This window comes from Marivivens niveibacter (genome assembly GCF_002150005.2).
In the GTDB taxonomy this organism is placed as follows: domain Bacteria; phylum Pseudomonadota; class Alphaproteobacteria; order Rhodobacterales; family Rhodobacteraceae; genus Marivivens; species Marivivens niveibacter.
Genome location: NZ_MSPP01000001.1, coordinates 31517 through 51933 on the forward strand (window position 1 = coordinate 31517; position 20417 = coordinate 51933).

The following is a 20417-nucleotide window of genomic DNA, read 5'->3' on the forward strand; positions in this document are numbered from 1 at the left end:
AAATTTTTAAGAGATGTGACCCGTTTGTGCCCTAGGGTCAAGTTTCTGAAATCTGCCTCTGTCCAATTAAAGGCGTATGTGTGGACGCTCAAGTTCGTTAAAATTGGTTAATCAAGGCTTAAAGCTTTCCAGCATATTTGAGAAGTCATTAAGGATTTTGAGCACGGTGTTAATATCGTCGCTGCCGTATTGGTCCAAAAATGGCTTTAGTTCAGGCAAAAGCGAACGCTGCGTGGTCATCAGATGTTCGGCGCCCTTAGCCGTTATTTGCGCGAATTTGACCCGCTGATCGTTTGGCGCGTCAACTAGGTCAACCCAGCCGGCGCCGTGAAATTTACTGACCATCTTGGTGACAGCCGGCTGCCCGACCTGAACTGTACGCGCGATGTCGGTCACCCGCTGAGGGCGCTGTTGCCGTGCGATGTGCGACAGGACCGACAGTTGCGGTAAGGTCAATCCTTTGGGGCGCAGTCGGTCTTGGAGCACTGTTTGATACAGCTCGGCGCTAATTGCGAAACGGGTCGCAAATTCGACGATTGTTTGGGGCGGATGGGGCATTTGACCTGATCGGGTTGATTTTTCATTCCGAGGAATATAAAAACATTCCATGGAATGCAAATTGTGAGTCGTGAGTTAAGATGTTTAAGAATTGGAAGATGGAAATCGTGAGCCTGCCCGTCGGGTGGCATGTCGTGCTAACAGTTGGAAGTTTTTTTGTATTTGGTTTTTGCAACGCACAACTGACCCAAAGTTATGTCTCATCGCAGTTCCCCGTGCATTATGCGGTTGGGCAGACGGCCTTTGATGGAGATCTGATCAAAGGCTATTACGCCCACATGCAGGACCAAGGCACGTTGGGCGTTTATCTGCGAACCCAGTTCATCGATTTCGTGTTTATTGCGTCGATGGTGACATTTGGGGTGTTGTTATCGACCCTAGTTGCGCGGATTGGCGTGACGAACGGGCGGGGACAAAAAATTGCTTATATCGCAAGGGTTTCCATCATCGCTGGGGGCGCGTTGGATGTCGCGGAAAACCTGATGTCGTTTCTGATGCTGTCCAATGCGACTGGTTTCCCCAATTGGATCGCAATCATTTATTCGTCTTTTGCAGCGATGAAATTTGGTTGCATCACAGTCGCGATGGCTGCCGTTCTGCTAGCGTTTTTCGTAGGAGTGACAGAGCGCTTGTTCACCCGCAGGATCGCCGCTTAAACGAAAAAGGCCACGCGAATGTGCGTGGCCTTTTGTCTTCGATATTCGAACAGCTTAGTCGCGGTATTTCGACAGGATCATCGAACCGTTGGTGCCGCCAAAGCCAAAGCTGTTGGTCATCACGCTGTCCAGGCCTGCGTTTTCAACCAGCGACGATGCGATTTCTTCTGGTTTCAGGGCTGGGTCCAGTTCTTCGACGTTGATCGATGGTGCGATGAAATCGCCCTGTAGCATCAACAGACAGTACACAGCTTCGGAAGCGCCGGTGGCGCCTTGGCTGTGGCCAGTCATCGATTTGGTCGACGACACGGGCGGTGTGCCGCCTTCGCCGAATACGCGGCGGACGGCTTCGATTTCGCCAACGTCGCCAACAGGGGTCGATGTGCCGTGGGCGTTGATGTAGCTGACCGAACGACCCTCTGGCAGGGATTGCAGCGCCAGACGCATCGCGCGTTCACCGCCTTCGCCCGATGGGGCAACCATGTCGTGGCCGTCGGATGTCGCGGCAAAGCCTGTGACCTCGGCGTAGATTTTCGCGCCGCGCGCTTTGGCGTGTTCCAGTTCTTCCAACACCAGCATTGCGCCGCCGCCTGCGATGACGAAACCATCGCGGTTTGCGTCGAATGCACGGGATGCTTTTTCAGGGGTGTCGTTATACTTCGAAGACATCGCGCCCATCGCGTCGAACAGGCAGGACAGGGTCCAATCCAGTTCTTCGCCGCCGCCTGCGAACATAACGTCCTGTTTGCCCATCATGATCTGTTCTGCCGCGTTGCCGATGCAGTGCAGCGACGTCGAGCAGGCCGAAGTGATCGAATAGTTGATCCCTTTGATCTTGAACTGGGTCGACAGGTTTGCCGAAATGGTCGACGACATGCATTTTGGCACGGCGAATGGCCCAATGCGTTTCGGGCTGCCGTTTTTGTCGACGATCTGGTGGGCTGCATACATCGCGCTGGTCGATGGGCCGCCAGAACCTGCGATCAGGCCGGTGCGCACGTTCGAAACCTGTTCGTCCGATAGGCCAGCGTCTTCGATCGCTTGTTTCATCGAAATATAGGCGTAGGCCGCGCCGGGACCCATGAAGCGCAGCGCGCGTTTGTCGACATGTTCTGTGATGTCGATTTTTACGGTGCCCGCGATCTGGCTGCGGAAACCGCGTTCCGCCATTTCGGGGCTTGCCTCGATACCGGATTTCCCTGCGCGCAGGGAGGCTTCGACTTCGGCGGCGTTGTTGCCAATTGGCGATACGATGCCCAAACCTGTGACAACTACTCTGCGCATGTTCTCTCCTGTGGAATTGCTTGGCGTCCCTAGTAAATCAGACGACGTTTCGGAGCAAGCGGCTTGCCCTTATGGTGCCAAAGTGTAGCGCCTTTTGGCGCAAGATGTTCGGCGATTTACATAGTTGTGGTTTGATAAACAGTCGCCCCCGCCGTTTAGGTTTAGGCGGGGGCGACATTAAAAAACCGTTATGGCGTTCGCGATTAACTTTCGCTTAGCGCGACTTTCATGTCTTTGACTTCGTAGATGACTTCACCGTCGGCTTCGACGATGCCATCGGCCACACCCATGGTTAGGCGACGCGTTTGAACAGCTTTGGTAAAGTCGATCTTGTAGGTCAGCATTTTGCGATCAGGGCGCACCATGCCTTTCAGCTTTACTTCGCCAACGCCCAGTGCGTAGCCGCGGCCTGTCCAGCCACGCCAACCCAAGTTGAAACCAGTTAGCTGCCATAGGCCATCCAGGCCCAAACAGCCTGGCATGATTGGGTTGCCTGGGAAATGGCAATCAAAGAACCAAAGGTCTGGGTTGATGTCGAATTCAGCCAGAACATGGCCTTTGCCGTGGGCGCCACCATCACCCGAAATTTCGGTGATGCGGTCCATCATCAGCATAGGTGGTTCTGGAAGCTGTGCGTTACCTGGGCCAAAGAGTTCGCCACGGGCACATTTCAAAAGATCTTCGCGGTCAAAGCTGCTCGGATATTGGGCCATGTTGTTTGTTTCCCTCTTGGGTCCGGAATGATTTGGGACCGTCTATCACTCAGAGGTTAATAAGAGCAAGTCCAGCGGACATATCCGATTGGGCTGGATGAATAGAAGTTGATTGAAAATCACCACAAGGCCGCTTTATTATAAGGGACCACCGACAAAGGGCACAGGTATGCACGACCAAACGATCGAGCGCGGAACGACATGGCTAGCGGACGCAGGATTGCGCCCGACCCGTCAACGTGTGGCATTGGCTGCGTTGCTGGTCGGCGACGGAATGGACCGACATGTCACCGCCGAATGGTTGTTTGAAGCCGCCACAAAAGCGGGCGCAGGCGTGTCATTGGCCACTGTGTACAATACTTTGCGTGCTTTTTCCGAGGCAGGGCTGGTGCGTGAGATCACCGTTGATGGATCTCGCAGCTATTTCGACACGAATATGACCGATCACCCGCATTTCTATTGGGAAAATGACGGCAAGCTGACGGACGCCCCATCCGAAGAACTGCGGATCGAAGGTTTGCCCAAGGCGCCAGATGGTGCGCGAATCTCGGCTGTTGATGTTGTTATTCGTCTGCGCCGTGACTGACCGACACGGTTTTTAGAACCACTGCCCTGGTTCCATCAGGCCCAAATCCAGCAATTGGCGCGAATGCCATTCGAATTGCACTGAATTTCGCCAGCTGAATGTCGGGATCTGAAATGTGGATCCGGGATTGCGTTTCAGCGCCTTTGCCGTACGGAACGAACAGATCGCTGCCGTTAGATTGTGGTGCCATGGGCATGAATACGTATTGTATTCATCGTCATTGAACGTGTGATCTGGGTGCAGGGCTAACCCTTGTTTTGATTTGAACAGGGCAATGCGATCAATGCGCCGCAGAGCTGTCGGAACGAATTCTTCGAACCGCCAACGTAGCCCACCAAAGAAATCCAGTTGCCGTTCGTGCGGATGATTGTGGTTGGCGGGGTTCGGACGTGCCAGAGCGTAATACCCTGTCTTGTCCATTTGCGCGGTGTCTAGTGATACGGCATTCGGAAACTGGTTCAGGTCTTCGGCGTATAGGTCGACGACATACGTCAGCATTGAATCGCGGCGTTCTTCGGTATGAAACGCCAGCATTTCGCCGACAGTACGGTTTTCGCAGAACGGAAAGAACAAATATTCGGCGTTATAGCAGTAATACATCCACACCGCTGGTGCCGCTTTGATGCAGCCATTAACAGCCGCTGCCACTAGTTCAGCAGAACGCACATCGTAATCCACGCGGTCGATCAGTTTTTCTACCGCGGGATCAATGTCGATTTCCGGCGATGCAAAGGCGATGATCTTTTTGAAACCGATGTCGCGGTGATGGCGAATGGTGCTTGCGACTTCGATGTCGTCTTCGACCATGATCAGGGCAACAGGCCCTTTTGCCAGTAGATTGGGTGCGTCAGACAGAAAAGATTGTAGGGATGAATGGCGCATGGGTCTCGGTTCAAATAATGTTGGCATCAAACTCTGACAATTTTGCTGCCATTGCAAGACGAAGGGCAAGGCGTTAGGTAACGCCAAATTCCCCCTTGTCCGTTATTCGGGATCATACCCATGTCCGAGCCGAAGAAGCTATTTATCAAAACCTACGGTTGTCAGATGAACGTCTACGACAGCGAACGCATGGCCGAAGCGCTGGGCGGTAAAGGGTATATCCAAGTTCAGACGCCGGACGATGCGGATATGATCCTGATGAACACCTGTCACATCCGCGAAAAAGCGGCTGAAAAGGTGTATTCTGAACTGGGTCGTTTCAAGAAATTGAAAGAGGCAAAGCCAGACCTGAAAATCGGCGTTGCGGGCTGTGTGGCCCAAGCTGAGGGCGAAGAGATCATGGCACGTCAGCCGATGGTCGATCTGGTCGTGGGCCCGCAGTCCTACCACCGTCTGCCAGCAATGGAAGAAGCCGTTCAGCAGGGCAAAAAAGCCGTCGATACTGATTTCCCAGAAGAAGATAAATTCGACACTCTGAACAAACGTCCACGTGCGACGCGCGGTCCCACAGCATTTCTTACCGTTCAGGAAGGATGCGATAAATTCTGCGCGTTCTGCGTTGTGCCCTACACCCGCGGCGCCGAAGTTTCCCGCCCAAAAGAACGCATTCTACGCGAAGCCGCCGATCTGGTCGAAGCAGGCGTGCGCGAGATCACTTTGCTAGGTCAGAATGTGAACGCTTATCACGGCCACGAAAAAGGTCTGGCTGGCCTGATTTGGGAACTGGATAAAATCGACGGTCTGGAGCGTATCCGTTTCACCACATCGCACCCGAACGACATGGACGACGCCCTGATCGAAGCGCACGGCACCTGCGATAAACTGATGCCTTATCTGCACCTGCCTGTGCAGTCGGGCAGCGATAAAATCCTAAAGGCGATGAACCGCAAACACACGCGTGACGATTATTTCCGATTGATTGATCGGATTCGCGATGCGCGCCCTGATTTGCTGTTGTCGGGCGATTTCATCGTCGGTTTCCCAGGCGAAACCGATCAGGATTTCGAAGACACAATGGGTCTGGTCCGCCGCGTTGGATACGGGCAGGCCTATTCGTTCAAATATTCGACCCGTCCGGGCACGCCAGCCGCTGAAAAGGCGCAGCTGCCAGACGAAGTGATGAACGAACGATTGCAGGCGCTGCAGGCGTTGCTGACCGAACAGCAGGTCGCGACCCAAAACAGCATGGTCGGCAAAGAGGTATCGGTTCTGTTCGAAAAGGCGGGCCGTCAAGAAGGCCAGATGATCGGTAAATCTGAATACTTACATGCGGTTCACGCGACAGCGCCGGCAGAGGTCAAAGGCACCATTCGCCGCGTTCGGATTCTGGAAAGCCGCACCAATTCGCTGCACGGAGAGCTGATCTAAGTTTCGCAATAGTTGTGTAGCTTGTCGACAATTTGATCTAAATGCACTGATTGTTGTGCGTTTGGGGCTAAAAAGGCACCAAATATGTCTTTTCTCTTGCGATTTTTGGGAAAAGCGTCTGTATCTAAACGAAAGGTATGCGTTCGGGTAGGTCCGAGCGCGTTGAATGTTTAGACAAAAGGTAAGTGCTGTGAAGACGATATTCGGACAACGATTTGCAAAAGTAGCTGCGACAGCTGCTTTGGTGTCTCTTGGTCTCGCTTCGATCGTATCGGCGCAGGACAGCCGTGTTGTAGATGGCGAACAATATATCCCAACCATTTGGATCGACCCTGATGGGTGCGAACATTGGGTGATGGATGATGGCGCCGAAGGTTACATGGATGCGAACCGCCGCCCTGACGGTACCGCTGTATGTCACCGTAGTGAAATTTGCGGAGTCGTCCCGTCTGACCAGCTTTTTGCGACTGACCGTTACTACATCAACAATGCTGGCCGCCAACGTTTGCAAGGGTTCTTTACTGAATCGATGGCAAATGGCGCTTTTGCGTTCCTAGTGTACGGTCATACGGATAGCCGTGCATCTGACGAATATAACATGCGTCTGTCGAACAACCGTGCCAATGCCGTTGCCGATATTGCACGCAGTGTCGGCGCATCTGTTGTGGATGTTCGCGGGTTTGGCGAACGCAGCCCACGTGCGACCAACGACACTGCCGCGGGTATGCAAGAAAACCGCCGCGTTGAAATCTACTGCCTGCGTTAAGAGGATCGAGTTATGAAAATTGTTAAAGCAACCGTTCTTCTGACCGCCGCTGTATCGCTGTCGGGATGTATCATGGCAGAAAACCTAGAAGGCACAGGCCCATTCCGCACTGGCGGTATCGGTCCTGATAAAAGCATGGACTACGGCATCAACGAACACCACCTGTCGACCATGGTTGCCGGTATCTGGGTAGACCCGCATGGCTGTGACCATTGGATTATCGATGATGGCGTCGAAGGCTATCTTTCGCCGCGCTTGACCCCAGACGGTTTGCCAGTTTGTTCCGGCGTCGGCCTGCCCAACACGGCTGTTGGTCCGTTCAAAGCGGGCACACCAATCGCAGACGTTCTGTAATTTGGTCAAAAAAAATGCAATTATGGGTGGTCGCAGAGAAATCTGCGGCCATTTGTTTTATGCAACTGTCATATGTGCATGAGACGCTTGCTTTAATCACAACTTGTGGCACCATATATTATACAACCTCTTGTAAGGAGATGTGATTGCCTAACGATATCTTGACCCCGCACCCCGAGCTGGTGATTGAGTTCCCAGATAATTATCTTTTGGCTGCCCTGTGTGGTGAACACGACAGGCACTTGGCAAAGATAGAGGAGCGATTGGGAATACAGATTGCGCGACGCGGCAACCACATGATCCTGATCGGTGATGACGCTGCCCAGAAAACGGGGCAGGATGTTCTTCAATCTTTGTATCAACGTCTGGAATCGGGCCGCGAAGTCGGCTTGGGCGACATCGATCGTGAATTACGGATGGGATCGTCAGAGCGTGACACCGGCGTTCAGCGTGGCGATCAAATGGAAATGTCGATCGGCAGCCGCGTTGAAATCAAAACCCGCAAAAAACTGATCGAACCGCGCACCGATGCGCAAAAGGCATATGTCGAAAACCTGTTCAAAAATGAACTGGCCTTTGGCATCGGCCCTGCTGGTACGGGTAAAACCTATCTGGCTGTCGCTGTCGGTGTGTCCATGTTCATTCAGGGCCATGTGGACCGGATTATTCTGTCACGTCCCGCAGTCGAAGCGGGAGAAAAGCTGGGTTTCTTGCCCGGTGATATGAAAGACAAGGTCGATCCATTCATGCAGCCGCTCTATGATGCGCTGAATGATTTCCTACCGGGTAAACAAGTGGCGAAGCTGATCGAAGAGAAAAAGATCGAGATCGCCCCGCTGGCCTTTATGCGTGGTCGGACGCTGTCGAATGCGTTCATCGTGTTGGACGAGGCACAGAACGCGACGACCATGCAGATGAAAATGTTCCTGACGCGCCTTGGCGAAGGGTCGCGTATGGTCATCACAGGCGACCGTAGCCAGATCGACCTGCCGCGCGGGCAAGATTCGGGGCTGGTTGATGCCGAACGACTGCTGAAGGGGCTGAATAAAATCAGCTTTAACTACTTCACCGCCAAAGACGTGGTTCGCCACCCGCTGGTTGCTGCAATTATCGAAGCATACGACGCCGACGCAGCCAAATAATGCGCTGGCTGACGAGCTTAATCAAAAACAAAGTCGGTTCGCGTCTAATGGCGCGGATCGAAGAAGAAAGCCGTGGCTGGAAATGTGAATGCCCCGCTTGCGGCGCGGTGTATTCCGTCTGGGAATACGGCGGAATCCGATATAAGGCGGGCGGCACGAAAAAGACGCTGGTCCGCTGCCGTGATTGCGGGGGGCAGCATTGGATGACTGTCGCTTGGAAACCGGATGCAAATTGACATTGATTTGACGGATGACCGCTGGGTCGCTGTTGGACTAGAGGATATCTGCGAACGCGCGGCGCTGGCGGTATTGGATCGGCTGGAAATCGACGCGGAAGACTGCGAAATGTCCGTTCTGGGCTGCGATGATGCCCGCATCCGCGAACTGAACGCCGATTTTCGCGAAAAGGATAAGGCGACGAACGTGTTGTCTTGGCCTGCGGATGAACGCGCAGCAGAAGCCGAAGGCGCAATGCCCGATACGCCCGAGCCAGACGTTTTCGGCTCCATCGAATTGGGTGATATTGCGATTTCCTATGACACTTGCGCCCGCGAGGCAAAGGAAGCTGGTAAGCCGATTCAGGACCATACAATGCATTTGATGGTGCATGGTGTGCTGCATCTGTTGGGTTTTGATCACATAAATGACCCTGATGCAGAATTAATGGAAGGATTAGAGACCGAGATCCTTTGCAAAATGGGTCTGCCTGACCCATATTCAGAATATTGAAGATCAGCCACTGAAGGCACGATCATAGGTTTGGAGAAAATGGGCGACACCACAGAGGGGCCTTCTACGGCAGCGCAGAGCGCGCTGACTGAACAATCTGACGGAAATAAGGGTGGCCTGTTTGGTCGCATCCTAGGCGTTTTGTCGCCGTCAGAAGAATCCGAAACCATCGAACAATCGAATGATGAACAGCCCACGGCGCAACTGCCGACTCTGGGCCTGTCCAACCTGCGCCGAATGCGCGTCGAAGACGTCGCCATTCCCAAAGCAGAGATTGTCGCGGTTCCGATTGTATCCACCAAAGAAGAGCTGGTCGAAGTCTTTCGCGAAAGCGGATTGACGCGAATTCCGGTTTTTGACGGAACGCTGGATACGCCTGTCGGGTTTGCGAACCTAAAGGATTTCGCATTGCGCCACGGGTTCAACGGTAATCATGATTTCGATGTGCGCGATATGCTGCGGCCTTTGCTGTACGTACCGCCATCCATGCCGCTGCATGTTCTGCTGCAAAAAATGCAGGCTGAACGCATACACATGGCGTTGGTGATCGACGAATACGGCGGGACGGATGGACTGGTCACGATCGAAGATTTGATCGAACAGGTTGTTGGCGAGATCGAAGACGAACATGACGTTGACGAGGCCGATACATTCACCCGCACGGGCGCAGGCGTTTACATAGCGCAGGCCAAAACGCAGCTAGAAGAATTCGAAGCCGAAATCGGTATGGATCTGACGGCACACGAAGAAATCGACGCCGAAGAGGTCGATACTTTGGGTGGTCTGGTCTTTATGCTGGCGGGGCATGTTCCCGCTCGTGGCGAGGTGATCCAGCACCCTGATGGACCAGAATTCGAGGTCGTCGACGCCGATCCACGCCGCATCAAACGGTTGCGCGTTCGATTGACTGCTACGCCGGCGGAATAACTATGCTGCCTCGATTGTCAGGATTGGCCCTGCCATTCGGGGCGGGCATTGTTCTGTCTTTCGGACAAGAACCATTTCATTGGCCAGTCGTGGTTTTGCCCGCGCTGGCCATTCTGATTTGGGCCATCGCGCGGGCTGCGGATGCCCGCCGTGGTGGGGCGTATGCCTTTGCTGCGGGCTTTGGTTATTTTCTGCCAACGCTCAGCTGGATCATAAACCCGTTTTTGGTCGAACCTGAACTTTACGCTTGGATGGCACCGTTTGCTGCGGTGTTGCTGCCTGCTGGTTTGGCATTGATATGGGCCGCTTTTGTTTGGGCGGCGATGAAATGGTCGCGCAGCGTTGCTGGCGTGACTTTGGGATTGATGGCCGCAGAAGTGTTTCGCGCCTACGCCCTGACAGGGTTTCCGTGGGCGCAGGTTTCGCACGCGATGCTTGATACCATTACCATGCCGCTGTTCGCTGTGATGGGGGCCATGGGTCTGACCTTGTTGATGTTGGGCGTGGCGGGTGTCGCTGCAAGCCGCGCGCGATGGTGGGTGCTGTTCATTTTGGCGCTGCCCGCCGTGCCCTATTCGCCAGCGGCGACAGAGGTGACGCAATCGACCGTCCGTTTAGTCCAGCCGAACGCATCCCAAGCTGACAAATGGGTGCCAGAAAAGGCTGAGGAATTTTATCAGCGGATGCTGTCTGCTTCGATGGCGATGCCTGCGCCGGATTTGATTGTTTGGCCTGAAACGGCCATTCCGACCCTAATGAACTATGCAGAATACACGCTGAAAGAAGTGTCAGCAGCGACGCCGACATCGACGGTGATCCTAGGCCTGAATCGCAGTGCTGATGGGCTGTATTACAACAGTATGCTGGCGCTGAAATCTGATGGGACGCGGTCTGTTTATGACAAATCCCACCTTGTACCGTTCGGTGAATATATTCCGGGTGGTGAACTGGCGTGGAAATTGGGCATTCGTGGATTTGCGGCTCGCGATGGCGCGGCCTACGCTGCTGGTCCCGGTCCAGAGGTCATCGATGTTCCTAGCGTGGGACCGATCCTACCGTTGATCTGTTACGAAGGTATTTTCCCTTCCATGTCGGCCAGTGGGGTTCGGCCTGCCGCATTGGTATTGATTACAAATGACGCATGGTTTGGTCCGTCGGCGGGTCCCAAACAGCATTTTGCCCAAGCACGCATTCGCGCCATCGAACAAGGCGTCGCAATGGTCCGCGTCGGGAATACGGGCATATCCGCAGTGATTGATGGGCGCGGAACGGTTGTTGCGGATGTACCGTTTCAGACCGACGGCTACGTTGACGCGGCTTTGCCTATTGCTCTGCCGACTACTTTTTACACCCAGATGGGTAGGTTTTTGGGATTTATTGTAATCCTCACAGCACTGTGCGCCGTAATATTCAGCAATCGGTCAAATGGCCGTTGACGCTAAACTCTGGCGGGTCTAACCGATACCTCACTCACCCCCACAACGGCTTCCTGGCGTGGCGGGTCACATCTAATGGAGCATTTCATGTCACGACTGGACTACACATTCACTTCGGAATCCGTATCCGAAGGTCACCCCGATAAAGTATGCGACCGCATCTCTGACTCGGTTCTAGATGCGCTTTTGGCCGAAGAGCCAGAAGCCCGCGTTGCCTGCGAAACATTTGCGACGACCAACCGTGTCGTCATCGGGGGCGAAGTTGGCCTGTCCGATCAGTCCAAACTGGCAGAGTATATGGAATCGATGCCTGATATCGTGCGCGGCGCGATCAAAGACATCGGTTACGAACAGGATAAATTCCACTGGGAAACCGTGGAAATCACCAACCTGCTGCACGAACAATCGGCCCACATCGCCCAAGGCGTGGACGAAGCTGATGGCAAAGACGAAGGAGCAGGCGACCAAGGCATCATGTTCGGTTACGCGACCAACGAAACCGAAGCGTTGATGCCCGCACCGATCCAATACAGCCACGCCATTCTGCGCCGTCTGGCCGAAGTCCGTAAAAACGGCACCGAACCAGCGCTGGGCCCAGATGCCAAGGCGCAGCTGTCGGTCATCTATCGCGGCGGTCAGCCTGTTGGCGTATCGTCGCTGGTTCTGTCGACCCAGCATTTGGATGAATCGCTATCGTCCGCTGACGTTCGCGCGATCGTTGAGCCGTACATCCGCGAAACTCTGCCTGATGGCTGGTTGTCGGATGCGACCGAATGGTGGATCAACCCAACGGGCAAATTCGTCATTGGCGGCCCTGATGGTGACGCAGGTCTGACGGGCCGTAAAATCATCGTAGACACCTACGGCGGCGCGGCTCCACACGGCGGCGGCGCGTTTTCGGGCAAAGACCCGACTAAAGTTGACCGCTCGGCCGCTTATGCTGCGCGTTACCTGGCGAAAAATGTTGTGGCGGCTGGTCTGGCAGACAAATGCACGATCCAGTTGTCCTATGCGATTGGTGTTGCGAAACCACTGTCGATCTATGCCAACACCCACGGCACCAGCAAAGTCGATGAGGCTGCGATTGAACGCGCCGTTTCGGGTGCGATGGACCTGACCCCACGTGGTATCCGTACCCATCTGGGTCTGAATAAACCGATCTATGCCCGCACCGCAGCTTATGGTCACTTTGGCCGTGAACCTGATGCGGACGGCGGTTTTTCGTGGGAACGCACCGATCTGGTCGATGCGCTGACCAAAGCGGTCTAAATTATGAAAGGGCGGTGTTGTGCCGCCCTTTTTTGTATCTGTGCCAGTGGGGCGAATATGTGGCGTTTAGGGTTTATCGCGATCATTAGTCTGTCGGCGTGTACTATGGAAATGGCGTCCTTGGGGTCGCCATCTTTGGTTGGACGCACCGCGCAAACGTACAGCACAGACCACGGAACCCAAGTTGAATATCTGGCCGCTGATGGTCACGCGATATTGTGGTACCCGCAGCGGCCAATCCCGTGGGTTGGCGAATGGGAACGCCGCACTGGTCAAATGTGTTTCCGATATTTGGTTGAAACGACATCAGGTCTCGCGTTTAGCGAATGGACTTGTTCCAATTGGAACACCTACATGCGCAGCGTGAATGAATTGTGGCAGGGCGATATTTTCAATCTTGATACAAGATCTGTTCCATTCACGATTCCGGATCGCGATGTGTATTCAATTACTGAATTGGCGGATCAGGCGGGAATTGATCTATCAACAACCCAAGATGTCATGCTGACCATCCGCTGATATTGCCGTGCGCCGCGCGTCCTGCTACAGCGCGGCCTATGACCAGCGCAAACAAACACCCCAAAGCCCCTTGGCGTAACTTTTATGGCCGAATTCACGGGAAAACCCTGAATCAGGCGCAAAAAGATTACTTGGACGAAGATTTGGCCGCATTGGCCCCTGGTGGCGTGGATTGGGAAACCAATCCGAACCGCGATCCGATCGACATGGCGGCCCGTTTTCACGGCAAACCTGTCTGGGTCGAAATCGGCTTTGGCGGCGGCGAACACCTGATCCACATGGCGGAAAAATATCCTGACGTGGAAATCATCGGGTGCGAACCGTTCATCAACGGTGTTGCGATGCTGCTGGGCAAAATCCGCAAATCAGGCGCGACCAATATTTCGGTCCACCCTGGTGATGCGCGGGATTTGTTTGATGTTCTGCCCGATGAATCCATCGAAAAGGCGTTTTTGAACTATCCCGACCCATGGCCGAAAAAACGCCACCACCGCCGCCGTTTTGTGACCGACGAACATCTAGATCCGCTGTTTCGTAAATTGAAACCCGGTTCGGAATTCCGCGTTGCGACGGATATCCCTGACTATGTGCGCCAAACCCTAGAGGAAGTGCCGAAAGCAGGGTTCCAATGGACCGCGGAAGGCCCGACCGATTGGCGCGATCCGTGGGGCGATTGGATTTCGACCCGTTACGAACAAAAGGCTCTGCGCGAAGGCCGGACGCCGCATTATCTGACGTTCATCCGGCCTTGATCGTTTAGGCGCCTTCGAAATCACATAGCGTGTGGACGGACATGCCCATGTCCGTCAGGTGCTTGCGACCGCCCAATTCGGGCAGGTCCACGACAAAGGCGCAGCCAACAACAACCGCGCCCAGCTGTTCGACCAGATGGATGCCCGCTGCCGCTGTGCCGCCCGTTGCCAACAGATCGTCGACGATCAAAACGCGTTCGCCAGCCTGCAGCGCGTCATCGTGGATTTCAACGGTCGCTTCGCCGTATTCCAGTTTGTAGTCCTGCGCGATGGTTTTGCCGGGCAGTTTGCCTTTCTTACGGACGGGCACGAAACCGACGGCCAATTGGTGCGCGACTGCGCCGCCCAGAATAAATCCGCGGGCCTCTAGCCCGATGACCTTGTCGATTTTTTGATCCATGTAGGGATGCAGCAATTGATCGACCGCCATCCGAAACCCGCGCGGGTCTGAAAACAATGTGGTCACGTCGCGGAACATGATGCCTTCGTGCGGGAAATCGGGGATCGTGCGGATATAGTCCTGAACAGTCTTCATGTCGGCCTCTGATTTGAATTCGGCGCGGGGGCTATCAGCCCAATAGGCGGCCCGCAATCACCTTTAGCTTTTCGACCATGGTGCCGTCGCGTTTGTCGGGCGCGGTCATGATGGCATATTCTAGCGCCGTGTCACATCCGCAGGGGCAGGGCGCGCGTTCGGTGCCCAAAATAGCGGGTAGATTGGCGACTGTTTGTTTGGCGTTGGCCGAGTTGCCGTTCAGCGTGGCGATGATGTCGGTGATTTGTACCGCGCCATGATCGGGGTGCCAGCTGTCATAGTCGGTGATCATCGCAATTGACGCGTAGCAAAGCTCGGCCTCTCGCGCCAATTTCGCCTCTGGCATGTTGGTCATGCCGATGACGTCACAGCCCCACGCGCGGTACATGTGGCTTTCGGCCATCGAACTGAATTGCGGGCCTTCCATGGCGAGGTACGTCCCGCCGCGATGAACGGTTGTGCCTGTTGCCTTGGCCGCGGTTTCAGCGGCGTCCATCAGGCGTTCGCAGGTCGGATGCGCGACGCTGACGTGGGCGACCAATCCGGGGCCAAAGAACGATTTTTCGCGCGCAAAGGTGCGGTCGATGAACTGATCGACGATGACAAAATCACCCGGCGCCATGTTTTCGCGGAACGACCCGCAGGCAGACACGCTGAACACATCCGTTACGCCCAAAATTTTTAGCGCCGCGATATTCGCGCGGTAGTTCACGGTTGACGGTGTCTGCACGTGGCCGCGCCCGTGGCGAGGCAGAAACACCATATCGACGCCGTTCAATGTGCCCGTCAGCAATTCATCTGACGGCGCGCCCCAAGGCGTATCGACCGCGACCCATTTGCGGTTTTCCAGCCCGTCGATGTCATAAACGCCCGATCCGCCAATGATTCCGATTTTTGTCATGAGTCTCACCTGTTCATCTTTTGGTTGCAACGGTGCCGTGTCGCGTTTGGATGTGCAACCCTGTTGTTGTGGTGAATTTTGGTCATTAGGGGTACCAAAATTTCAGCGTGGGTTCACTTTCAGACGCTAACAGGATAGGGGCGGATCAAGCGAACAGAAACAGGATCTGGACTATGCCCCGCGCGACATTGTCGGCCTTTGCCGAAAAATTAGCGATTGCCGACAAAGGTGATCTGACGCCGTCCCAAATGAAAACCGAAATTCTGTCGGGCCTGACCGTGGCGCTGGCGCTGGTGCCCGAGGCTGTGGCCTTTGCATTCGTGGCGGGCGTTCATCCGTTGGTCGGCCTGTATGCGGCGTTTATCATTGGTTTGGTGACTGCGCTGATCGGCGGCCGTCCGGGCATGATTTCGGGCGCGACGGGCGCTTTGGCTGTTGTGATGGTGGCTCTGGTTGCCGAACACGGCGTCGAATACCTGTTTGCGACCGTGGTTCTGATGGGGATCATCCAGATCGCGGTTGGTATTCTGCGCTGGGGTAAATTCATCCGCCTTGTTCCGCACCCTGTGATGTTGGGTTTTGTGAACGGTCTGGCGATCGTTATTTTCTTGGCCCAGATGACGCAATTTCAGGTCCCAGGCACGGCAGAGGTATCGGGCCACGGCGCGTCGGGCGGTGAATGGCTGTCGGGTATGCAGCTATACATGATGCTGGGTCTGGTCGCGCTGACCATGGCGATCATTTACGCGCTGCCAAAGTTCACGAACATCATCCCTGCGCCTCTGGCGGGTATCGGCATCACCGCGATCATCGTGATCGTGTTCAGCATCGATGTTCCGCGCGTTGGCGATATGGCCGAAATCAAAGGCGGCCTGCCGATGTTCCATTTTCCAGAGGTTCCGCTGAACCTAGAAACCCTGAAAATCATCCTGCCGTATTCGGTCATTCTGGCCGCGATTGGCCTGATTGAATCGCTGCTGACGCTGAACTTGGTTGGCGAGATGACCAACAAACGCGGCGGCGCTTCGCAGGAATGCATCGCGCAGGGTTCTGCAAACTTTATCGCTGGTTTCTTTGGCACCATGGGCGGCTGTGCGATGATCGGTCAGTCGATGATCAACGTGAAATCTGGCGGACGCACCCGCGTGGCTGGTATCGCTGCGGCGCTGTTCCTGCTGGCGTTCATCGTTGTCGCTTCGCCGTTGATTGAACAGATCCCTCTGGCGGCGCTGGTTGGCGTTATGTTCATGGTGGTGATCGGCACGTTCGCGTGGAATTCGTTCAAAATCCTGTTCCGCGTACCGCTGACCGATGCATTCGTGATCGTTCTGGTGACGGTAGTGACCGTGATGACCGACCTTGCGACCGCCGTTGTTGTGGGCGTGATCGTATCGGCGCTGGCCTATGCGTGGAACAACGCGCGCCGCATTCACGCGAAATCCTATGCCACCCCCGAAGGCGCAAAGGTTTATCAAATTCAGGGCCCCCTGTTCTTTGGCTCGGCCGAAGGGTTCGCCGAACTGTTCGACGTTGCGAACGATCCATCGCTGGTGATCATCGATTTCAACGACAGCCGCGTTGTTGACCAATCGGCCCTGCAATCGATCGAGGCGATCGCCGCCAAATACGAAGCCGCCGGTAAAAAGGTTCAGCTGCGTCACCTAAGCCACGATTGCCATGCCCTACTGAAAAAGGCGGGTCACCTGATCGTGGATAGCGACGACGATCCCGATTACGAAGTTGCTGTTGATTACAGCGTCCGCACCGGCATTTTGGGCGGTCACTAAACACCACGTCGGCGCGTCTACGGGCGCGCCGCATCTGGACCATGAATTGGTCCCGCGATATGACGCTTTGCATAGCTAAAAGAGGTTACTCATGTCCGGTCACGGCACTCCGATCCCGATGATTTCCCGCAAATGTGGCCCGCTGAATGGCGTGGCGAATGTGCCGGGCGATAAATCCATTTCGCACCGTTCGCTGATTTTGGGCGCGTTGTCCGTGGGTAAAACCGAAATCACTGGCCTTTTGTTGGGCGAGGACGTTCTGGACACCGCCAAAGCGATGCGCGCATTCGGCGCGACGGTCGTAGATCACGGCGAAGGCAACTGGTCCGTCGAAGGCGTCGGCGTTGGCGGGTTCAAAGAACCTGAAAACGTGATCGACTGCGGCAACTCGGGCACGGGCGTGCGTTTGATCATGGGTTGCATGGCGACCTCTCCGATCACTGCGACATTCACGGGCGACGCATCGCTGAATTCCCGCCCAATGGGCCGCGTGACTGATCCGCTGATGCTGTTCGGCGCGAAATCCTATGGCCGTCAGGGTGGCCGCCTGCCGTTGACCATCGTTGGCGCGGAAAACCCTGTGCCTGTGACCTACAAAACGCCTGTTCCATCGGCGCAGGTCAAATCGGCAGTTTTGTTGGCGGGCCTGAATGCCCCGGGCAAAACAGTGGTCATTGAACAAGAGGCAACCCGCGATCACACTGAACGCATGCTGCAAGGGTTTGGCGCAGAGCTGACCGTTGAAGAAACCGACGAAGGCCGCGTGATCACGCTGACCGGTCAGCCGGAATTAAAAGCGCAGACCATCATTGTGCCGCGCGATCCATCGTCGGCTGCGTTCCCTGTTTGCGCTGCGATCATCACCGAAGGGTCGGATGTATTGGTGCCGAACATCGGCCTGAACGACACTCGTGCGGGTCTGTTCACGACCTTGCGTGAAATGGGCGCGGATCTGGAATACGAAAACCTGCGCGAAGAAGGCGGCGAACCAGTCGCAGACCTGCGTGCAAAATACAGCCCGAACCTAAAAGGTATCGAGGTTCCTCCAGCGCGTGCCGCGTCGATGATCGACGAATACCCTGTGCTGTCCGTTGTTGCGGCCTTTGCGGCGGGCGACACCGTGATGAAGGGCGTCAAAGAACTGCGCGTCAAAGAATCCGACCGCATCGACGCGATGGCCAAAGGTCTGCGCGCTGCTGGTGTGACCGTGGACGAAGGCGATGATTGGTGGATCGTCAAAGGCCAAGGTTTCGGCAACGTCAAAGGTGGAGCCACCGTTGAATCCCGTTTGGACCACCGTATCGCGATGTCGTTCATGGTGATGGGCATGGCGACGAACGAACCGATGCGCGTCGACGACGGTAGCCCGATCGCGACATCGTTCCCGATCTTTGAACCGCTGATGGCCGAACTGGGCGCAGCGATCACCCGCGAGGCATAAGATGCAGTTTACGGTTGCGATTGATGGACCTGCCGCCGCAGGCAAAGGCACAATTTCCAAAGCGGTCGCAGCCGCATTCGGCTTTGCCCACCTAGATACAGGGCTTTTGTACCGCGCCGTGGGGGCGAAAACGTTGGATGGCATGGACGCCGTGACGGCGGCGGAAACGCTGGACCCTGTGGATTTGGAAAATGACGCACTGCGGACATCCGCAGTTGCGCAGGCCGCTAGCAAAGTTGCCGTCATTCCCGAAGTGCGAAGCGCGCTGATCGCATTTCAGCAGTCATTCGCCCGCCGCACAGGTGGCGCTGTTTTGGATGGCCGCGATATTGGTACGGTGATTTGTCCCGATGCGGACGTGAAACTGTTCGTGACCGCCAGCGCGGAATGCCGTGCGGAACGTCGGTTTTTGGAATTATCCTCTAAAAATCCCGAAACGACCCGCGAACAAGTGCTGGCCGATGTGATCGCCCGCGACAAACGCGACAGCGAACGCGCAACCGCGCCGCTAAAGCCTGCCGACGACGCTGTGATGATCGACACGTCGGATATGTCCATTGACGAAGCGATCAAAGCCGCCTGCGACGCGATCAACGCCGCCCGTTAATCGGGATGTTTTGCGTCGAAATCGGCGCGTGCGGCATCAATCTGTTCCAGATGCTTTAGCCCCCAATCCCCCAGATAACGAATTGGATCGCCAAAGGATTCCCCGAGGGCGGTCAATTCGTAATCCACGCGCGGTGGTACGGTGTCATGCACTGTGCGGCGTACCAGCCCATCGCGTTCCAATTCGCGCAAAGTCCGCGATAACATACGCTGCGTAATGCCCAAATGCCGTTTCAGTTCATTGAAACGCATCATGCCCATGCCATCTAGTGCAAGGATGACAAGAACGCTCCAGCGATCGCCGACGCGCGACATGAACCCGTTCAGTTTTTCACAGGCCATAGGGCAGTGGCCAATGGTGTGATCCTTCATGGTGTCATCCTTGATACTGGTTTCAAACATGTGCCTTCTTGTCGGCGCGTTTCAGTGTCCAATATATACCAGTATTGAAAATATACTAGACTAAAGGACTCCTCCAATGTTCTACGAAAAACTTGAATGGCGCTATGCAACCAAAGCTATGGATGCTGCCCAAACTGTACCTGCCGAAAAACTGGAACGTATCATTGACGCCGCACGCAAAGCGCCAACTTCGTCCGGTTTGCAGCCATTCCAACTGCTCGTCGTGAAAGACGCAGAAACCCGCGCGAAACTATCCGAAGCCGCATTCGGTCAGAAACAGTTGGTTGATGGCACCGCTGTTTTGGTTTTCGCGGCCTGGGATAACTATTCCGAAGAACGCATTGATGGCGTTGTAGACCTGCACGCAGAAATCCGCGGCGAAAAATCTGATGCGCTGGTGACATATTACGATGGCCTGAAAGGCATGTATCTGCCACGCGATGAGCGCACTAACTTTGAACACGCAGCGCGTCAGGCCTATATCGCACTTGGTTTTGCTATGATGGCTGCTGCGGAAGAAGAGGTTGATGCAACCCCGATGGAAGGTTTTGATCCAGCTGCCTTCGACGAAATTCTGGGTCTGAAAGACAAAGGCCTGAAATCGGTGGTTATTCTGCCGGTTGGATACCGTAAACCTGAAAACGACTGGCTGCTGCCGCAGAAAAAGGTTCGCCGTAGCCGCGAAAATTTTGTAACCGAAGTATAACGAATTGGGCCTCGCGATTGCGGGGCCTTTTTCATTCT

The 20417-nt window shown here is 55.0% G+C and carries 24 protein-coding genes and 1 riboswitch; of the genes, 17 read left to right on the plus strand and 7 right to left on the minus strand.

The genetic code is table 11. The features are described from left to right. Positions 1–111: 111 nt before the first annotated feature. On the minus strand, positions 112–558 hold the full coding sequence (locus BVC71_RS00150; RefSeq protein WP_165767689.1) for a MarR family winged helix-turn-helix transcriptional regulator: 447 nt from the start codon (positions 556–558) through the stop codon (positions 112–114). Between the two features lie 80 nt (positions 559–638). Here BVC71_RS00150 and BVC71_RS00155 point away from each other — a divergent pair, with 80 nt between their 5' ends. Then, positions 639–1214 carry a hypothetical protein gene (locus tag BVC71_RS00155; RefSeq protein ID WP_133064462.1) on the plus strand — a complete coding sequence of 192 codons (576 nt, stop codon included), beginning with the start codon at positions 639–641 and terminating at the stop codon, positions 1212–1214. Between the two features lie 54 nt (positions 1215–1268). On the opposite strand, the gene fabB is transcribed toward BVC71_RS00155, so the two are convergent. Beyond that, positions 1269–2498 (minus strand): beta-ketoacyl-ACP synthase I, encoded by a 1230-nt coding sequence (gene fabB / locus BVC71_RS00160; RefSeq protein WP_086449627.1) that lies wholly within the window; start codon positions 2496–2498, stop codon positions 1269–1271. Positions 2499–2701: 203 nt separating this feature from the next. Beyond that, positions 2702–3211: a bifunctional 3-hydroxydecanoyl-ACP dehydratase/trans-2-decenoyl-ACP isomerase gene (gene fabA / locus BVC71_RS00165; RefSeq protein WP_086449628.1), complete on the minus strand. Its 510-nt coding sequence runs from the start codon at positions 3209–3211 to the stop codon at positions 2702–2704. Between the two features lie 169 nt (positions 3212–3380). Between fabA and irrA the strand changes: the two genes are divergently transcribed. After that, positions 3381–3797 (plus strand): iron response transcriptional regulator IrrA, encoded by a 417-nt coding sequence (gene irrA / locus BVC71_RS00170; RefSeq protein ID WP_086449629.1) that lies wholly within the window; start codon positions 3381–3383, stop codon positions 3795–3797. Between the two features lie 12 nt (positions 3798–3809). Here the strand turns inward: irrA and BVC71_RS00175 are convergent, their stop codons facing one another. Continuing rightward, complete coding sequence (locus BVC71_RS00175; RefSeq protein WP_086449630.1) at positions 3810–4679, minus strand: hypothetical protein; 870 nt, start codon at positions 4677–4679, stop codon at positions 3810–3812. 120 nt (positions 4680–4799) lie between these two features. On the opposite strand from BVC71_RS00175, the gene miaB reads away from it, so the two are divergent. The 11 genes from miaB to trmB all read left to right on the plus strand — a co-directional run bounded on the left by miaB (position 4800) and on the right by trmB (position 14001). Further along, positions 4800–6107, plus strand: coding sequence for a tRNA (N6-isopentenyl adenosine(37)-C2)-methylthiotransferase MiaB (miaB, locus tag BVC71_RS00180; protein WP_086449631.1), 1308 nt, complete (start codon positions 4800–4802; stop codon positions 6105–6107). Between the two features lie 190 nt (positions 6108–6297). Next, entirely contained in the window at positions 6298–6873 is a 576-nt protein-coding gene (locus BVC71_RS00185) for an OmpA family protein (protein WP_240516733.1), read from the plus strand. A gap of 12 nt (positions 6874–6885) precedes the next feature. Then, positions 6886–7227, plus strand: coding sequence for a hypothetical protein (locus tag BVC71_RS00190; protein WP_095531946.1), 342 nt, complete (start codon positions 6886–6888; stop codon positions 7225–7227). Between the two features lie 146 nt (positions 7228–7373). After that, a complete protein-coding gene (locus BVC71_RS00195; protein ID WP_086449633.1) occupies positions 7374–8369 on the plus strand; it encodes a PhoH family protein in 996 nt (331 codons plus the stop codon). Beyond that, positions 8369–8605 (plus strand): hypothetical protein, encoded by a 237-nt coding sequence (locus BVC71_RS00200; RefSeq protein WP_086449634.1) that lies wholly within the window; start codon positions 8369–8371, stop codon positions 8603–8605. The genes BVC71_RS00195 and BVC71_RS00200 overlap by 1 nt, the downstream gene beginning before the upstream one ends. Beyond that, the gene (ybeY, locus tag BVC71_RS00205; protein ID WP_086449635.1) at positions 8595–9098 is read left to right on the plus strand and encodes an rRNA maturation RNase YbeY; all 504 of its coding nucleotides are present in this window, start codon (positions 8595–8597) and stop codon (positions 9096–9098) included. The genes BVC71_RS00200 and ybeY overlap by 11 nt, the downstream gene beginning before the upstream one ends. A gap of 39 nt (positions 9099–9137) precedes the next feature. After that, complete coding sequence (locus tag BVC71_RS00210; RefSeq protein ID WP_086449636.1) at positions 9138–10025, plus strand: hemolysin family protein; 888 nt, start codon at positions 9138–9140, stop codon at positions 10023–10025. 2 nt (positions 10026–10027) lie between these two features. Continuing rightward, positions 10028–11461, plus strand: a complete 1434-nt coding sequence (gene lnt, locus BVC71_RS00215; RefSeq protein WP_086449637.1) for an apolipoprotein N-acyltransferase — start codon at positions 10028–10030, stop codon at positions 11459–11461. A 34-nt stretch (positions 11462–11495) separates the two neighbouring features. Next, a riboswitch (SAM-SAH riboswitch) is annotated at positions 11496–11544 on the plus strand. Positions 11545–11548: 4 nt separating this feature from the next. Then, positions 11549–12730, plus strand: coding sequence for a methionine adenosyltransferase (gene metK, locus BVC71_RS00220; protein WP_086449638.1), 1182 nt, complete (start codon positions 11549–11551; stop codon positions 12728–12730). A 57-nt stretch (positions 12731–12787) separates the two neighbouring features. Continuing rightward, positions 12788–13249: a hypothetical protein gene (locus tag BVC71_RS00225; RefSeq protein ID WP_086449639.1), complete on the plus strand. Its 462-nt coding sequence runs from the start codon at positions 12788–12790 to the stop codon at positions 13247–13249. Positions 13250–13287: 38 nt separating this feature from the next. Next, a complete protein-coding gene (gene trmB / locus BVC71_RS00230) occupies positions 13288–14001 on the plus strand; it encodes a tRNA (guanosine(46)-N7)-methyltransferase TrmB (RefSeq protein ID WP_086449640.1) in 714 nt (237 codons plus the stop codon). Between the two features lie 4 nt (positions 14002–14005). Here the strand turns inward: trmB and BVC71_RS00235 are convergent, their stop codons facing one another. Together BVC71_RS00235 and BVC71_RS00240 are read right to left on the minus strand one after the other, a co-directional pair. Beyond that, the gene (locus BVC71_RS00235) at positions 14006–14536 is read right to left on the minus strand and encodes an adenine phosphoribosyltransferase (RefSeq protein WP_086450611.1); all 531 of its coding nucleotides are present in this window, start codon (positions 14534–14536) and stop codon (positions 14006–14008) included. A gap of 34 nt (positions 14537–14570) precedes the next feature. Continuing rightward, positions 14571–15437, minus strand: coding sequence for an S-methyl-5'-thioadenosine phosphorylase (locus tag BVC71_RS00240; RefSeq protein ID WP_086449641.1), 867 nt, complete (start codon positions 15435–15437; stop codon positions 14571–14573). A 173-nt stretch (positions 15438–15610) separates the two neighbouring features. On the opposite strand from BVC71_RS00240, the gene BVC71_RS00245 reads away from it, so the two are divergent. From BVC71_RS00245 to BVC71_RS00255, 3 genes are all read left to right on the plus strand, one after another. Beyond that, positions 15611–17224, plus strand: coding sequence for a SulP family inorganic anion transporter (locus BVC71_RS00245; RefSeq protein ID WP_086449642.1), 1614 nt, complete (start codon positions 15611–15613; stop codon positions 17222–17224). 91 nt (positions 17225–17315) lie between these two features. After that, positions 17316–18665: a 3-phosphoshikimate 1-carboxyvinyltransferase gene (gene aroA / locus BVC71_RS00250; protein WP_086449643.1), complete on the plus strand. Its 1350-nt coding sequence runs from the start codon at positions 17316–17318 to the stop codon at positions 18663–18665. A gap of 1 nt (position 18666) precedes the next feature. Further along, a complete protein-coding gene (locus BVC71_RS00255) occupies positions 18667–19272 on the plus strand; it encodes a (d)CMP kinase (protein WP_086449644.1) in 606 nt (201 codons plus the stop codon). Here BVC71_RS00255 and BVC71_RS00260 read toward each other — a convergent pair. Further along, the gene (locus BVC71_RS00260; protein WP_240516734.1) at positions 19269–19673 is read right to left on the minus strand and encodes a winged helix-turn-helix transcriptional regulator; all 405 of its coding nucleotides are present in this window, start codon (positions 19671–19673) and stop codon (positions 19269–19271) included. The two genes, BVC71_RS00255 and BVC71_RS00260, sit on opposite strands and share 4 nt — an antisense overlap. 76 nt (positions 19674–19749) lie before the next feature. On the opposite strand from BVC71_RS00260, the gene BVC71_RS00265 reads away from it, so the two are divergent. Next, positions 19750–20379 carry an NAD(P)H-dependent oxidoreductase gene (locus BVC71_RS00265; RefSeq protein ID WP_086449645.1) on the plus strand — a complete coding sequence of 210 codons (630 nt, stop codon included), beginning with the start codon at positions 19750–19752 and terminating at the stop codon, positions 20377–20379. Positions 20380–20417: the final 38 nt, after the last annotated feature.